This is a genomic window from Spirillospora sp. NPDC052269 (genome assembly GCF_040679435.1).
Classification (GTDB): Bacteria; Actinomycetota; Actinomycetes; order Streptosporangiales; family Streptosporangiaceae; genus Spirillospora.
Window position 1 is genome coordinate 157,646 of the sequence record NZ_JBFAUU010000011.1, and the last position, 14,178, is coordinate 171,823.

At 71.0% G+C, this 14,178-nt stretch carries 13 protein-coding genes; 1 reads left to right on the forward strand and 12 read right to left on the reverse strand.

Annotated features, from left to right (window positions below):
• Nucleotide 1 precedes the first annotated feature (1 nt).
• Genes AB0L06_RS24250 through AB0L06_RS24285 form a run of 8 tightly spaced genes read right to left on the reverse strand, consistent with a single transcriptional unit; the run spans nucleotide 2 to nucleotide 8,573 of the window.
• Nucleotides 2–268 carry a ubiquitin family protein gene (locus AB0L06_RS24250; RefSeq protein ID WP_500233350.1) on the reverse strand — a complete coding sequence of 89 codons (267 nt, stop codon included), beginning with the start codon at nucleotides 266–268 and terminating at the stop codon, nucleotides 2–4.
• 42 nt (nucleotides 269–310) lie between these two features.
• Nucleotides 311–1,180 (reverse strand): formylglycine-generating enzyme family protein, encoded by an 870-nt coding sequence (locus AB0L06_RS24255; protein ID WP_500233351.1) that lies wholly within the window; start codon nucleotides 1,178–1,180, stop codon nucleotides 311–313.
• Between the two features lie 33 nt (nucleotides 1,181–1,213).
• Nucleotides 1,214–2,197, reverse strand: a complete 984-nt coding sequence (locus tag AB0L06_RS24260; RefSeq protein ID WP_500233352.1) for an NAD-dependent epimerase/dehydratase family protein — start codon at nucleotides 2,195–2,197, stop codon at nucleotides 1,214–1,216.
• Entirely contained in the window at nucleotides 2,194–3,525 is a 1,332-nt protein-coding gene (locus AB0L06_RS24265) for a nucleotide sugar dehydrogenase (protein WP_500233353.1), read from the reverse strand. The genes AB0L06_RS24260 and AB0L06_RS24265 overlap by 4 nt, the downstream gene beginning before the upstream one ends.
• 8 nt (nucleotides 3,526–3,533) lie before the next feature.
• Nucleotides 3,534–4,802 carry a cytochrome P450 gene (locus tag AB0L06_RS24270; protein ID WP_500233354.1) on the reverse strand — a complete coding sequence of 423 codons (1,269 nt, stop codon included), beginning with the start codon at nucleotides 4,800–4,802 and terminating at the stop codon, nucleotides 3,534–3,536.
• 20 nt (nucleotides 4,803–4,822) lie between these two features.
• On the reverse strand, nucleotides 4,823–5,917 hold the full coding sequence (locus AB0L06_RS24275) for a hypothetical protein (protein WP_500233355.1): 1,095 nt from the start codon (nucleotides 5,915–5,917) through the stop codon (nucleotides 4,823–4,825).
• A gap of 53 nt (nucleotides 5,918–5,970) precedes the next feature.
• Nucleotides 5,971–7,338, reverse strand: coding sequence for a condensation domain-containing protein (locus tag AB0L06_RS24280; protein WP_500233356.1), 1,368 nt, complete (start codon nucleotides 7,336–7,338; stop codon nucleotides 5,971–5,973).
• Between the two features lie 14 nt (nucleotides 7,339–7,352).
• Nucleotides 7,353–8,573: a cytochrome P450 gene (locus AB0L06_RS24285; protein ID WP_500233357.1), complete on the reverse strand. Its 1,221-nt coding sequence runs from the start codon at nucleotides 8,571–8,573 to the stop codon at nucleotides 7,353–7,355.
• A 729-nt stretch (nucleotides 8,574–9,302) separates the two neighbouring features.
• Here AB0L06_RS24285 and AB0L06_RS24290 point away from each other — a divergent pair.
• Nucleotides 9,303–10,118, forward strand: a complete 816-nt coding sequence (locus AB0L06_RS24290; RefSeq protein ID WP_500233358.1) for a helix-turn-helix domain-containing protein — start codon at nucleotides 9,303–9,305, stop codon at nucleotides 10,116–10,118.
• Between the two features lie 168 nt (nucleotides 10,119–10,286).
• Here AB0L06_RS24290 and AB0L06_RS24295 read toward each other — a convergent pair whose 3' ends face one another.
• The 4 genes from AB0L06_RS24295 to AB0L06_RS24310 form a co-directional block, all read right to left on the reverse strand.
• Nucleotides 10,287–10,754, reverse strand: coding sequence for an enediyne antibiotic chromoprotein (locus AB0L06_RS24295; protein ID WP_500233359.1), 468 nt, complete (start codon nucleotides 10,752–10,754; stop codon nucleotides 10,287–10,289).
• A gap of 211 nt (nucleotides 10,755–10,965) precedes the next feature.
• On the reverse strand, nucleotides 10,966–11,091 hold the full coding sequence (locus AB0L06_RS24300) for a hypothetical protein (RefSeq protein ID WP_500233360.1): 126 nt from the start codon (nucleotides 11,089–11,091) through the stop codon (nucleotides 10,966–10,968).
• Nucleotides 11,092–11,150: 59 nt separating this feature from the next.
• Nucleotides 11,151–12,125, reverse strand: coding sequence for an enediyne biosynthesis protein (locus tag AB0L06_RS24305; protein ID WP_500233361.1), 975 nt, complete (start codon nucleotides 12,123–12,125; stop codon nucleotides 11,151–11,153).
• Complete coding sequence (locus tag AB0L06_RS24310) at nucleotides 12,122–14,101, reverse strand: FG-GAP repeat domain-containing protein (RefSeq protein WP_500233362.1); 1,980 nt, start codon at nucleotides 14,099–14,101, stop codon at nucleotides 12,122–12,124. The genes AB0L06_RS24305 and AB0L06_RS24310 overlap by 4 nt, the downstream gene beginning before the upstream one ends.
• Nucleotides 14,102–14,178: the final 77 nt, after the last annotated feature.

Below are 14,178 nucleotides of genomic sequence, written 5' to 3' on the forward strand. Positions count from 1 at the left end.
GTCAGCCCCCCGCCATCGGCGCGAGGATGGTGACGGTGCTCCCGGCCCCGACCACCGCGGCGTCGCGCTTGCGCCGGGGGACGAGCTCGTCGTCCACGACGAGGTTGACGTGGAGCAGGGGCGCGCCGTCCGGGCCGAACAGCCGTCCCTTGATCCAGGGGTGGTCGTCGGCGAAGCGCCGGACGACGTCGGGCAGCGGTCCCTCGGCGCCCTCGTAGGCGGTGCGGCCGTCGGGGCTCCACACCGAGGGGATCAGGATCCTGATCATCGGTTCCTCATTTCGGGAAGGGCGCGGGGCGGACGTCAGGTGTCAGGCGTCCTTCGCGCAGCGGAAGCCGTGCGCGAAGGACGACCACCCGGTCGGGTCGCCGTGCATGCGTTCGCTGCACCGGGTCTGGTGCCGGAAGTTCATCCAGGACCCCCCGCGGATGACCCGGTAGCGGCCCATGGCCGCCCGGACGCTGGGGTCGCACTCGGTGGCGTCGTCGTAGAGGTGCGAGAGCGTCGAGGTCCACTCGTAGACGTTCCCGGCCATGTCGGCGCAGCCGAAGGGGCTGTCGCCCTGCTTGGAGAAGGCCCCGACCGGGGTCGTCCGGGGGATCGGACCGTCCTCGGCGCAGGTCGCCTCCCACCACGCCTTCCAGCCGCCGAGCGCGTTGAGCGCCCCCGCGTGGAACTCGGCGGTGTTGGCGTTGCGGACGTCCCACTCGTCGCCCCACGGCCAGAGCCGGAACTCCGCGCCGCCGCGCGCCGCGTACTCCCACTCGGACTCGGTCGGCAGCCGCTTGCCCGCCCACTCGGCGTAGCTCACGCAGTCGAACCAGGAGACATGGACGACCGGGTGGTCGCCCATGCCCGCGGACGAGGTGCCGGGACCGCCCGGCGCGCGCCAGCACACGCCGTCGACCTCCCGCCACCCCTTCTCGGTGTAGACCAGGCCGAACCCGCGTTCCTCGGCGTCGGTGACGTGGCCGGTCCGCTCGGCGAACTCGGCGAACTCGGCCACCGTGACCGGGTGCCGGTCGATCCAGTACGGCCGGACGGTGACGGTGTGCGGGGGCGTCTCGTCGGCGAACCAGACGCGGGGGAGCGGCTGGTCGCTCGCCTCCAGCAGGTCCAGCACCCACGGGGGCGACCCCTGCTGGAACGTCCCTCCCGGGACCGGCACCATTTCCCCCACCGAACTCTCCCTTCCTTCCCGGGTTCCGGCGGCTCAGGCCGCGCCGCTGTCGGACTGCGCCAGCCACCACGGGTTGGCGCGGGCCCATTCGACGGTCCTGGCGAGCCCGTCCCGCAGCGTCGTGGCGCAGTCCCAGCCGAGGACCTTGCGCGCCTTGGTGTTGTCGGGGACGCGCCGGGGCAGGTCCTCGTAGGCCTTGCCGAGCACGCTGGCCGTGTCCACCGGGACGGGCGCCGCGCTCCCGGTCAGGGACGCGATCAGCCGCACGGCCTCCGCGATCGTCGTCTCGGTCATGCTGCCGATGTTGAAGACGTCGCCGACGGCGTCCGGGTGCGTCCCCGCCAGGACGGTCCCGGCGACGACGTCCTCGACGTAGGTGAAGCAGCGGGTCTGCCGGCCCTGGTCGTACACCACCGGGGGGAGGCCGTTGAGCGCCCGGTGCAGGCTGCGGCTGACGAGGTAGGCGGGACGCTGGCGCGGGCCGTACACGTTGAAGTAGCGGACCACGGTCGCGTCCAGCTCGTGCGCGCGCGCGAAGGCGAAGGTCATGTGCTCGGTGAGCGCCTTGCTGGACGAGTACGCCCAGCGGTCGGCGGTGGTCGGGCCGAGGACACGGTCTCCGTCCTCGCGCCAGGGGACGGCCGGGTTCTTGCCGAACACCTCGCTGGTGCTCGCGACCACCACCCGGGCCCCGGCCTTCGCCGCCAGCTCCAGCACGTTGCGGGTCCCGCCGAAGTTGACGTCGATGACCTCCAGCGGCTTGGCGAGGTACTGGTCCACCCCGACCATCGCCGCCAGGTGGTAGACGACGTCCACGCCAGGGCGGATCGCCCTGGCGAGCGCGTCGGGGTCCCGCACGTCCCCGCGGACGTGCTCGACTTGGGCGCCGCCACGGTCGGGCGGCGGCTCGGCCCCGTCGAAGACGGTCACCTCGTGCCCCTGGGCGAGCAGGCTCTCCACCAGGTGGCTCCCGACGAACCCCGAGCCGCCGGTCACGACCGCGCGCGAGACGCTCATCGTCCGATCCCCCGGTAGCGGTAGCCGAGTCCGCGCAGCATCGCGATCTTCTCCTTCGGGTAGTAGGCGCGTCCGTCCAGGACCAGGCACGCCTCGGCGACGGGCAGCGCGGCGAAGTCGATGTCCTCGAACTCCTTGTGCAGGGCGAGGACGGCGACGCAGTCGGCGTCCCGGACGGTCTCGGTCAGGGAATCGCCCGGCCGCAGCCCGAACAGCGCCTCGGCCTGGTCGGGCTCGACCATCGGGTCGTAGGCCCGCAGCGTCACGCCTGCCGCGGCCAGCTCGTCGACCACGCCCTTCACGGGGGTCTCCCGCAGGTCGCCGGTGTTGTTCTTGAACGCCAGGCCGAGTACCGCCACGGTCGCCGCGCCCGGCTCGATGCCACGTTCCGCGAGGTCGTCGAGGACGAGCCGCGCGGTGTAGGCGGGCATCTCGTCGTTGGACAGCCGTCCGACCTGCGGGGTGCGGACCTCCAGGCCGTGCCGCGCGGCGGTCTGCCAGACCATCCACGGGTCCTTGGTCAGGCAGGACCCGCCGACCCCGACGCTGGGCAGCAGGATGTTGACGCTGCCGTTGCCCTTCTTGATGGAGTTGGCCGCGGAGATCACGTCCAGGACGTCCACCTGGAAGAGCGAGCAGAACCGGGCCAGCTCGTTGGCCAGCGCGATGTTCAGGTCGATCCACCAGTTGTCGGCCAGCTTGACGATCTCGGCGGCCTCCAGCGTGTCCTGCGGGATGGCCGGGACGCTCAGCGACGTCCGCCAGAACTCCGCGGCGGCCGCGGTGCTGCGCTCGTCCAGCCCGCCGACCACGATCGGCAGGGCGCGCAGGTCGGCCAGCGCCGTGCCCTCGGCCAGCCGCTCGGGGCAGAAGGCCAGCGAGAAGTCGCGGCCGCCGGTGAGGCCGCCGCGCTCCAGCAGCGGCAGCACCAGGTCCCGGGTCGTCCCCGGCGGGACGGTGCTCTTGCAGATCACCAGCTGTCCGGGGCGCAGGTGCCGGGACAGCTCCGTGCACGCGCCGCGGAGCTGCTCGTCCGCCAGCTTCAGCTCGCCGGTGACCGGGGTCCCGACCGTGATGACGATGACCCCGGCGTCCGCGACGGCCGCGTAGTCCGTCGTCGCGCGCAGGCGTCCCTCCGCCAGCGCGCGCCGCGCGGTCTCGGCCACGCCGGGCTCCCGCGAGCGGACCACGCCCCGGCCCAGGTCGCCGACCAGGGCGGACGCGGTGTCCACGCCGACGACGTCGTACCCCGACTCGGCGAGCGCCGCGGCCACGCACAGGCCCACGTATCCGAGCCCGATCACCGCGATCGGTTGTCGTTCCTGCATGACGCTCCTCACCAGGTGACCGGGAACGCCAGCAGCTTCTGCACGGTGGCGTCGTTGAAGGCCGGGATCTCGGCGACCGGGACGGCCGGACGCAGGCCCGGGAGCCGCTCGGTCAGCGAGCGGAAGACGATCTCCAGTTCCAGGCTCGCCAGGTTGTGGCCCAGGCAGCGGTGCAGCCCGTAGCCGAACGCGAAGTGGTGGTCCGGCGGACGCGTGACGTCGAACTCGCCCGGGTGGGACGTCACGCTCGGGTCCAGGTTGGCCGCGGCGAAGCTCACCAGCAGGCCGTCGCCCGCCTTGACGACCTCCCCGGCGACCTCGACGTCCTCGGTGGCGACCCGGGCGAGCTGCTCGACCAGCGAGGCGTGCCGGAGGATCTCGTCGACCGCCCCCGGGATCAGGTCGGGGTCGGCCCGCAGCGCGTCGTACTGGCCGGGCGTGTCGAGCAGGGCGAGCGTGCCGAGCGCGATGGCGCTGGTGGACGTGACGGTGCCCGCGACCAGGATGGCGAAGGCGAACTGGACGGCCTCGCCGACGGCCATCGCGCCGCCCGCCACCCGGTCGTCCAGCAGGTCGGCCAGCAGGCCGTTCCGCAGGTCGGACCGGCGCTCGCCGACCAGCCGCTCCAGGTAGCCGGTCAGCTCCTCCATCGCCGCGTCCGCCCGGCCCGGGTCGAACAGGTCCCGGGCCGGCTTCTCGAAGTGCTCGCGGTCCTCGTACGGGACGCCGAGGAAGGCGCAGACCACCATCATCGGGATCGGCGCGGCGAAGGCGGGCATCAGGTCGGCGGGCGGGCCCTGGGCGAGCATCGCGTCGATCCGCTCGTCCACGATCCGCTGGATCTCCGGGCCGTGCACGGCGACCCGGCGGGCCGTGAAGTGCGGGATCAGCAGCTGCCGCTGGCGCGTGTGCTCGGGCGGGTCGACGCCGAACAGGGCGCCCGCGAACCCGCCCTCCTCCTCCTGGGCCATCTCCCGGGTCCCGCGCATGTGCAGGTGGCGCTCGTCGAGGACCGGGTAGTCGGGAAAGTCCGACCTGCTGGACATGCGCTTGTCCGACAGCAGCGCGCGCACCTCGGCGGGGCCGGTGGCCAGCCAGGTCGTCCGCCCGTCGTAGAGGCGGACGCGCTGCAGCGGCCCGGCGGCGTGCAGGTCCGCGGTGCCGTCGGGCGCGCGGTACGGGCACTCGCGGGTGAGCGGATAGTCCGGCGCGTCGGCGGGGGTCGTCGGGGCAACGGGGGTTGTCGAGTCGATGGGGTCGACGGGCGTAGCCGCCATGGGGATCCTCCTGGCGGTTGTCAGCGCAGCGCTTCCTGGAAACCGACGTGGGCGTAGTGGTCCGCGATCGCGTGGAAGGACTCCTTCGGCTCCAGCCGGTAGTCGGAGCCGGGGTCGGCGAAGTCGTCGCGGATGGTCTTGACGACGCACATGCTGGCGGTGTCGAGGTCCAGGCGCGGGTCCTCGGAGTGCGGATGGGTCGGGTGCACCAGCTCGGACACCGTCACGCCCCTGACCCGGGCCTGCTCGAAGACGCCGAACATCTTCAGGTGGTAGGCGGCCTGCGCGCTCTCGTCCCGCGTGTAGGCGTCGAGGACGACCGGGGGATCGACGTAGCGGTCGACGATGTCGTAGAAGCGGAACGCCATCTCCTCCGCTCCCCGGTAGGTGGCGGTGCCGAACTCGGCGATGTCGACCGGCTTGCCCCACTCGTGGTAGCGGGCGATCTCGGCCACGTGCTCCGCCGCCGTGGGCAGGTGCACCGGGAGGTACTGGTACATCAGCCCGATGCTGTCGAACAGCGACCAGTCGACCTCCTCGAACAGGGCGGCCGAGTAGCTGAGCGGCCCGCGGAACAGGCCGCGGGCGGTCGCCGCGGCGCGGCCGAGGAAGTCGTTCAGGCGCGGCGCGGCCTCCTTGAAGTCGATCCGGCCGTCCGGCTCGAGGAGGTAGTGGTCGAGGTCGGCGTAGGCGTTGGCCATGCGCTGGTGATACGGCTCGCCGGGGGCGATGCCCGGGGTGAAGATCAGGTGGACGGCCCCGACGGTGAGCTCGACGTCCGCGCCGTCCGCGCGCAGCGACTCGGCCAGCCTGGCGCCCTCGGCGAGGTGGTCGAGGATCTCCTCCTGGGGATGGTCGACCAGCCGCGGCTGCAGCCGCACCCGCAGGTCCAGGTCCGCGGCCGCGCGCGCCGCGGCGGCCAGCCTGCCGTGGTCGCTGCCGTAGACGGTCACGGCGTTGCAGTTCAGCTGGTCGGCGATGAGGGAGATCTCCTCCATCATGTGGGCCTCGCTCCACACGACGCGCGACAGGTCGCCCTGGCCCGTCGAGAAGTTCGTCCCGGTGTCGTAGGCGACGCCCCGGAGGGCCGCGCCCGCGGGCTCCCGCTCGGACATGCCGTTCTCCCTTCGCTCCTCAAATACGGTTCGCTGCTCTGTGGGTTCGCTGGTCAGAGTCGGTCGAGGCGCACGTCCGGGTCGGAGAGGACCCGGCTAAGCACCCGCTGGAATCCGATGACCAGGTCGGTCATGGTCCGGTCGCTGAAGAGGTTGGTGAGGTGGCCGGCGCTCCCGACGATGCCGGGGGCGTTGAGCTCGAGGTTCCACAGCGCGCCGTCGGGGAGCGCCGAGCCGACCGCCTGCGGCAGCAGGCGGCGGCGCATCGCGCTCCAGCGGAGGTCGCCGACGGCCTGGTCGGCCATGATCAGTGGCGACTGGACGACCTGGAAGGCCAGGTCGGCGGCCCGGTCGGCGCTCGCGTCGGCCAGCAGGTCCGGCGCCTCGGCGAGGATGTCGTTGAACGGGAGTTCGTGCGCGTACGCGTCCAGGCAGGTGCGGCGGACCGCGTCCACGACGTCCCTGAACGTGTGGCACCCGGACAGGTCCACTCGCAGCGGGATGAAGTTGTAGAACGACCCGACGGTGTCGAGCATCCGCGACTGCATCCGGCCTGGGGTGAACGTCGGCGCGACGATGTCGTCGCGTCCGGCGAGGTCGCGCAGCATCAGGACGTAGGCGGCCATCAGCACCATGAACGGCGTGCCGCGCGTCGCCCGCGCCACGCGGAGGGCGGAGACACGGAAGTTCTCGGGCAGCATGAAGCGCTGCCAGGCCGTGGACGCCGGGTGTCCGTCGGCGCGCGACAGGTCGGTGCGGATCGGCGTGATCCGGGCGTCGCGCAGGTTCTCGCGCCAGAAGGCGCGCGCCCGCTCGGCCACCGGGCCGCGCTCGTACTCCTGCTGCCACGCCACGAACTCGCGGTACTGGCGCGGCGGGGGGAGCACGGCGGGACGGCCGTACCGCCGCGCCGCGTAGAGCTCGGCCAGGTCCCGGACGACCAGCTGCATCGACCAGCCGTCGACGGCCGTGTGGTGCGCGGTCAGCGCGAGCACCGCGTCGCGTTCGTCGAACCGGCCGAGGACGGCGCCGATCAGCGGTGTCCGGTCCATGCCGAAGGGCGTGGCCTCGACCTCGTTGACCAGTTCCTCGGCCTGGAGGTCGCGCGAGCCCTCGCGCTGCGGGATGTCGTGGACGTCCAGGTGCGCCGGGGTCGGCTCCGTCACCTCCTGGCAGGCGTCCTCTCCCTCGCGGACGAGCGAGGTGCGCAGCGACTCGTGCCGGACGACCAGGTCGTCCAGGGCGTCCTGGAGCGCGTTCACGTCGAGGGGGCCGGTGAGCCGCCACCCGCCGACGATCGTGTACCAGGGGCCGAACGGCCCGGACTCCTCGCCGGAGTCGATGAGCCGCAGGAACTCCTGCTGGAGCGAGAGCGGGAACCGGCCCGGCGGCGCGGCGACGCTTCCTTGCTGGTGTGCCATGCCGATCCTCCGAGCTACCAGGTCACCGGGAAGGAGTAGAGGCGCTGCAGCGTGCCGTCGTTGTTGTTGCTCTCCATCTCGGAGATCGGGACGGCGGGCCGCAGGTCGGGGAAGCGCTGCACCAGCGTCCGGAAGGAGATCTCCAGCTCCAGCCGGGCGAGGTTGTCGCCGGGGCAGCGGTGGATGCCGTGGCTGAAGGAGAAGCTCGGCCGGGCCGGGCGCCGGATGTCGAAGGCGTCGGGGTCGGCCGCCCACGCCTCGTCGAAGTTGACGCCCGCGCAGCTGATGAGGATGCCGTCCCCGGCCTGGATCGTCATGCCGGCGATCTCGATGTCCTCGATCGCGACCCGGGCGAACGCCTCGACCAGCGACACGTACCGCAGGATCTCCTCGACCGCGCCGGGGATCAGGTCGATGTCGTCGCGCAGCGCCTCCCACTGCTCCCGGTTGTCCAGCAGCGCCAGCGTGCCGAGGGAGATGACGTTGGTCGTGGTGTCGGTCCCGGCGACGAGCATCGACATCGCGATGTGGACCAGCTCGTCCCGGGTCAGCTCGCCCTTGTGCAGGTGGCCGGTGATCAGGTCGTCGAGCAGCCCGGTGCGCCCCTGGCCGGGGGCGGCCTCCTTACGCCCGATGAGCCCGTCGAGGTACTCGCCGAGCTCCGCGGTCGCCTCCTCGGCGAGCTCGGGCACGAACAGCTTGTGCGCCGGCACCTCGAACTGCTCGTTCTCCTCGTAGGGGACGCCGAGCAGGAAGCTCATCACCATGGACGGCACCGGCTGGGCGAACATGGTGACCAGGTCGGCCGGCCCGCCGTGCGCCTCCATCGCGTCCAGCTTCTCGTCCACGATCCCCTGGATGTCGGGGCGCAGCCTCGCGGTGCGGCGGAGCGTGAACGGCGGCATGATCATCTGCCGCTGCCGGGTGTGCTCGGGCGGGTCCACGCCGAACAGCACGTCCGCGTAGCCGCTGTCGACGACCTTCTCCATCTCCTTGTTGAGGAGCGGGTAGCCCGGCCCCCGGTTGCGGATGGACACGCGGCGGTAGTCCGACAGCAGCGCCCGGGCCTCGGCGACTCCGGTCACCAGCCAGGCGGTGCGGTCGTTGTAGAGCCGGACCCGGGTGAGCGGGCCGGACGCCATCAGCGGATCGTGCGCCGTGGACGGCCGGTAGGGACACTCCCGGGAGATCGGGTAGGTCGGCAGGCTCGCCAGTTCGGCGGGTGTCAGGGTCATGGTCGCTACCCCTTGCTCAGCGGCGGGAGGGCTTCCCCGGAAATCCTGGGCCGGGCCCGCCACCAGCGACATCCTCCAGAATGCGGCCCGCCCGGGCGGTTCCGGCGTCCCGCCGGCGCCCTCCGGACGCGCCCCATACGCCACACGTGTCCCGCTCTGTCAAGGTCCGGCCAGCGGACTGTCACTCCAGGGCCAGAAGCTTTTTGTTTCCCTGAGAATGGCGATCTGATGTGCTTGCGGAAAGGCGGAGACATCGATGTATCTTGTGATCGAAAAATGGCCCGATGGAGTGCTCGTCACTACCGTGCCCTGTTCGTGAATAAGCCGTATATATCACGCTGTAATATTACGATGTGATGTTACGAATAGTGAGGTGGCGATTACCGGTGTTCCATGCCTTTGATTGCCGACCATTCTCCTCCAGCGCCATCGGCGCGCTCCGGCCGCGGGGCGCCCGGTGGCGTTCGAATGCCGGTGTCCCGCGGTCGAACGCGCCTCTGGGCTGGGCTTTCGCCCGCGTCCGCCGGGCCGTGTCGAGCGGGGCGGAAAGCCCCCCGCCCTTGTGGGCGCGGACCTCCGGACTGCCGTAAGGGGCGTGCCCCGGAGGTTCAGATATTTCGGTTCCGAACACACGTGAACCGCAGGCGTAGTGGTCGTGTCGGCCGCCCCGGCTCCGGGTGTCCGTCATGCGGCCGGTCCGGGTTCACCCGATCGGCAAAGGGGAGAGGTGTGGAAGACGCGTTGGAATACGTGATGGATCCGCGCTGGGTTCAGGCAGGTGACGACCCCGTTGACGCCGCGCTGGAACAGGCGGTCGTCCGCGTCATCGAGACCATGCGAGAGAAGCTGGGTGAGCGTTTGACCGTAGACGACATGGCGCGGGCCGCCATGTTCAGCAAGTTCCATTTCTCCAGGGTCTTCCAGCGGATCACCGGGGTGTCGCCCGGGAGGTTCCTCTCCGCGATGCGGCTGCAGGAGGCCAAGCGCCTGCTGCTGACCACCTCGCTCAGCATCACCGAGATCACCTACCTGGTCGGCTACTCGAGCGTCGGCACGTTCAGCACCCGCTTCAAGGAGGCCGTCGGCCTGTCCCCGACCGAGTACCGCAGGCTGGGCGGCTTCACCAGCACGATCCCCCGCGACCGCCGCCGGAGGGGGCCGGCCACGCCCAGCGCGACGGTCGCGGGCCACGTGCGGCCACCCGACGAGGGGTCGGTCGGCCCGGTCTTCGTCGGCCTGTTCCCGGACTGGATCCCCCAGGGGTCGCCGGTCAGCTGCACCGTGCTGCGCAGTCCGGGGCCGTACGAGCTGGACCGGGTCCCGCCGGGCACCTGGCACGTCCTCGCCCACGCGATGCCGCCGGGCCTCGAACGGGCCCTGGACCCGGGGGAGGAGCCGCTCATCGTCGGCGCCAACGGCCCCATCACCATCCGCTCCGGCACCGGCCTGCGCCGAGCCGATCTGCGCCTGCGGCCGATGCGGGTGCTGGACCCGCCCGTCCTGATGGCGCTGTACGACGTCCGCGTGGAGGCGCTGGACGGCTGACCCGCCCTGCTCCCGGCCCCCGCCCGCTCCCTGCTCCCGCTTCTCTGACCTCTGCTCCTCCGTACCGTCCGCCTGAGCATGCGTGCGGCCGGGCCGATGTGGCCCGGCCGCACGGGTCAGCCGGTCTTGGCTAGCAGGTACTGGTCAGCCGGTATCGGTCGTTCGGGGTCACGCGAAGGAGATCAACGCGCCGGCGCCGGTGCCGCCGCTGGTGCCGGTGTCGGAGATGCCGATGAAGCACTGCACGGCGGCGCAGTCCACGGTGCCGTAGACGGTGCCGTTCACGGTCGCGGTGAAGGTCTTGTGGACGGTCACCGAGGCGTTCGCGGAACCGTCCGCCCCGGACGTGGTGCTTCCAAGGGAGGCGCACGCCGCCTCGTTCGCCGGGGTCAGCGTGCACTCCCCGAGGTTCTGGGTGGAGTCGGGGGTGAGGCCCGTCGCCGCCACGGCGACGGTCTGGCCGTCCGAAAGGCCCGTGGAAGGCGTGACGGTCACGGCCGGCGCCGCGGCGGTGGTCGTGGCCGCGCTCGCGGGAGCGCTCCCGAAAGCGGCCGCGAGACCAAGGGTCAGCGCGCCGGCCAGGCCCAGCTTGGTGGCGAGCCTCTTGCCGGCGGTGACTCGGGTCTGCTCGGACATGGGGGTCCTCCTTCAATGCGGGGGGCGACGCCCTTCGCGAAGCCTCAATAGTTGTGACGGTCCAAGGCGGGAAAACTCACCGCACCTGTCACCGACTTTTCCCAGTCAGGTCACCAACGCTCGAGAAGCCGCCGCAGAGACGTGCGAGGGTGGCCGGATGTCTCCGTGGAAACCTCCGGCCACCCTCGCGTTCTGTGGCGTTTCGCCGGTGTCAGCCGGCCTGTTGCCGCAGCATCCGGAAGGCCATCGTGAGCCCGCCCAGGACGAGCAGCATCAGGACGGTTCGGCGCCGCCGCCTTGTCCTCTTGGGGGCGGCATGTTCAGCGTCAGAAGCCATTACCAGGTTTCCTTTCCTTGGCGAACGACCCTGTCGGGCCGTTCATCGGTGAATGGTTTTCAGGCGCCGGCCGGGGCGGTCTGCGCGTCGGTGGCGCCGGCGGCCTTGCGGGCGCGCAGCAGGTGCGCCACCCACCAGCCGAGGCCGCGGAGCCCGCACACGATGGTGGTCGCGTAGAACAGCGTGTAGACCACGTTGCCGACCATCAGCAGCGCGTAGACCACGGCGATCGAGCTGCCGAACATGAACTGGGCGCGGCCCTTGGACGGCGTCGTCCCGGGGTCGGTGACCATGTAGTTGGTGTAGAGGACGAAAGCCACTCCGCTCATCGCGCCGAAGGCGGTGAAAAGGGCGACGTCCCAGATCCAGTGCCGGATGAGCGCCTGGATGGCGAATCCTCCGACCCAGCCCATGATGAGCAGGACCCGCTTGGTGAGGACCGCGTTGATGACGGTTCCCGCCATGAGGATGAGCATCGGGACGGTGACCCGGAAGAAGCTGTTGGCGTATTCGGTGAACTGGTAGGGAGGCGCGATGCTGACCCAGGTCCCGAAGGCGAGCAGCGTCACCGTGATCCCGAAGTTGGACGGGTTCATGAAGTGCCGCCAGCGCCCGTTCACCGGCGCCTTGAGGAAGTGCTTCTGCGCCACCGCCACGATGACGCCGAACATGATCGGCCACCATTGGTCGTTGGCGTACAGCAGCATGTTGACGGCGAGTGCGGTGATGTGCGACGGGAGCATGAACTCCATGAACCCGCGCGCTCCCCGCCCGGTGAAGCGCGGCGTGGAGCGCGTCGCCCAGGCGCTGATGACCTCGAAGACGATCTCCGTCGTGTACCCGGTCGCCAGGGCCAGGAAGGGCCACAGCCAGGGCTGCTCGAACCCGAGCACGGTGTAGCCGAGGATGTTGAAGACCGACAGGGAGATCGCGAAGTTGCGCAGCGCCAGGTAGCGGACGTCCGGCGCCTTCTTGGCGGGCTTCGCGGGTTCCGCCGGGACCGGCGCGTTCACTTGCTCGACGACTGTGGTCATTGGCCCGCCGCCTCCGTTGCGGTGCTGGTCAGGAGTAGGTCGTGGTCCCCCGGCGTGAGCTGGAGGTCCTGCTTGTGGAGCCGGCCCGAGGTGTCGGACCACTGGACGGTCGCGGCGACGGGCCCGTTGTAGGAGCCGAGGCCGAAGTGGAGCCCGAAGCCGCGCTTGCCGCTGTGGCCGCCGCCGCCGTCGAGCTGCTGGATCTGGGTGTGGCCGCCCGGCAGGCGGATCTGCACGGTCGCGCCGTAGGCCGGGACGCCCGGCCCGGTGAGCCCGGTGCCCGGCTTGCCGCCGCCCTCCGCCGGACGGTAGAGCCGCAGGCCGAGGTGGCCGCCCAGGGAGGGCGCGTTGTTGGCGTAGAAGTTGGGGGCGCCCCACTGCCGGGCGATGGCGAAGTCCAGGGTGCCGTTGCCGCGCGTGTCGGCGATGGCGATGCCGCGCGAGGGGACCGGCTCGTCCAGGCCGAGCTCCTTGCTCAGGTCCACGTAGCGGCCGTCGTCGGTCTTCTTGCCGTAGAACGCGATCGGCTGGCTGCCGTCGATGTCGTCGCCGGGCTGCATGTTCGGCCACATGGCGGGGTTGGTGTAGATCGTGTCGTTGGTCATGGCCATCTCCTGCAGCCACGGCCAGCGGTTGATCTTGCCCTTGACGAACCCCTCGGCCTGGACGATGTCCTGGCGGCCGCTGTTGAGGAAGTCGCCGGTCTTGATGTCCCAGCCCCAGCCCTTCCAGGCGATGCCGAGCTGCTGGGCCTGCTGGTCGAACGGCGCCTTCCCGCCGTCCATCCGCTTGGCCATGTCCGCGGTGCCGGACGACTTGTTCATGAAGGCGAAGTTGCTCTCCTCCAGGCCCCAGGCGACCGTGATGTTGCTGACGAGGATGTCGAACCGGCCCTTGTTCGCCACGTCGCTGAAGTCCACGCCCATGCCCTTGAAGGAGTCGTGGCCGAGGACGAACGACTTGGGCGTGGTGGCCTTGCGGTCGCCGGTCACCTCGGTGAAGCGGATCCGGTCGGGGGTGGACCGGTTGTAGAACAGGTGGTCCTTGCCGAAGTCGTTGGCGACGTACGCCTCGGGCTTGCCGTCACCGGTGAGGTCGGCGCTGGACATGGCGAGCGTCCAGCCGCTGGAGGAGTGGAAGGGCACCGCGGCCGCGTCCTCGGTGTACCGGACGGTCGGCTGCGCCCCCGAGGACGCGCCGACCCACCGCAGCGCGTGCGTCCCGCCGGCGTTCCTGGCGTCCGACATCGAGGAGTTCATGACCACGTTCGGCTGGCCGTGCGGGTCCAGCACGTCGGAGTCCGGGAAGTAGTTCGCGAGCAGGATGTCCGGGTGCCCGGTGCCGCGCAGGTCCGCGACGTTCACGGCGTTGGTGTTCCAGCGCGGCCCGTGGTAGCGCCCGTCGGTGGCCGCCTGCGGGACGACCTCGACCGGCTGGTAGGCGGACGCGGAGAGCGCCGTCGCGTCGGGCTTGGCGAGGAACGCCACCGGCGTGCGGCCCCAGTAGTAGACGAGCAGGTCCATCCGCCCGTCGCCGTTGAGGTCGCCCGGGACGCACCCCATCGGCGCCATCTGGTCGTCCATCGGCAGCGGCGCGGCGTTCAGCGCGAACGGCGTGAACCGGTCGGACGCCGGGGCGGTCGGCGCGTAGGTGACCACGACCTGGTCGGTCCTCGGGTCGACGACGCACATCCCGTCGTCCCGGCCCTTCCCGGCGAGGTCGTTGAGGGCGATGCCCGCGCCGACCGAGGAGATCCAGGACCGCAGGTGGTGGTACTTCGGATTCACCTTCCGCACGGTCTGCGTGGGCTGGTACCCCGGCGGCATGGCGATCGGCATCTCGGTGAACCGGTAGCGGTCGGCGAGCTGCGTCCCCGAGGCCGACGGGATTCTGGCGACGAAGAACATCACCAGGATCAGCGCGAGCGCCGCGACTCCTGGGATCGATCTTCTCGCCCAACTGGTGGAGGAGGACATGGTCTCCGCTTTCCCTTGAGCTGGGTGGAACCCGTATCTGACGGCCGGAACCCGACCGGTGGAAAACCGTCGTTCCG

Bases quoted from the DNA above. Each gene is read 5' to 3' on its own strand.
- AB0L06_RS24250 (WP_500233350.1), bottom strand. From the start codon at position 268: ATGATCAGGATCCTGATCCCCTCGGTGTGGAGCCCCGACGGCCGCACC.
- AB0L06_RS24260 (WP_500233352.1), bottom strand. From the start codon at position 2,197: ATGAGCGTCTCGCGCGCGGTCGTGACCGGCGGCTCGGGGTTCGTCGGG.
- AB0L06_RS24265 (WP_500233353.1), bottom strand. From the start codon at position 3,525: ATGCAGGAACGACAACCGATCGCGGTGATCGGGCTCGGATACGTGGGC.
- AB0L06_RS24270 (WP_500233354.1), bottom strand. From the start codon at position 4,802: ATGGCGGCTACGCCCGTCGACCCCATCGACTCGACAACCCCCGTTGCC.
- AB0L06_RS24275 (WP_500233355.1), bottom strand. From the start codon at position 5,917: ATGTCCGAGCGGGAGCCCGCGGGCGCGGCCCTCCGGGGCGTCGCCTAC.
- AB0L06_RS24280 (WP_500233356.1), bottom strand. From the start codon at position 7,338: ATGGCACACCAGCAAGGAAGCGTCGCCGCGCCGCCGGGCCGGTTCCCG.
- AB0L06_RS24285 (WP_500233357.1), bottom strand. From the start codon at position 8,573: ATGACCCTGACACCCGCCGAACTGGCGAGCCTGCCGACCTACCCGATC.
- AB0L06_RS24295 (WP_500233359.1), bottom strand. From the start codon at position 10,754: ATGTCCGAGCAGACCCGAGTCACCGCCGGCAAGAGGCTCGCCACCAAG.
- AB0L06_RS24300 (WP_500233360.1), bottom strand. From the start codon at position 11,091: ATGGCTTCTGACGCTGAACATGCCGCCCCCAAGAGGACAAGGCGGCGG.
- AB0L06_RS24305 (WP_500233361.1), bottom strand. From the start codon at position 12,125: ATGACCACAGTCGTCGAGCAAGTGAACGCGCCGGTCCCGGCGGAACCC.
- AB0L06_RS24310 (WP_500233362.1), bottom strand. From the start codon at position 14,101: ATGTCCTCCTCCACCAGTTGGGCGAGAAGATCGATCCCAGGAGTCGCG.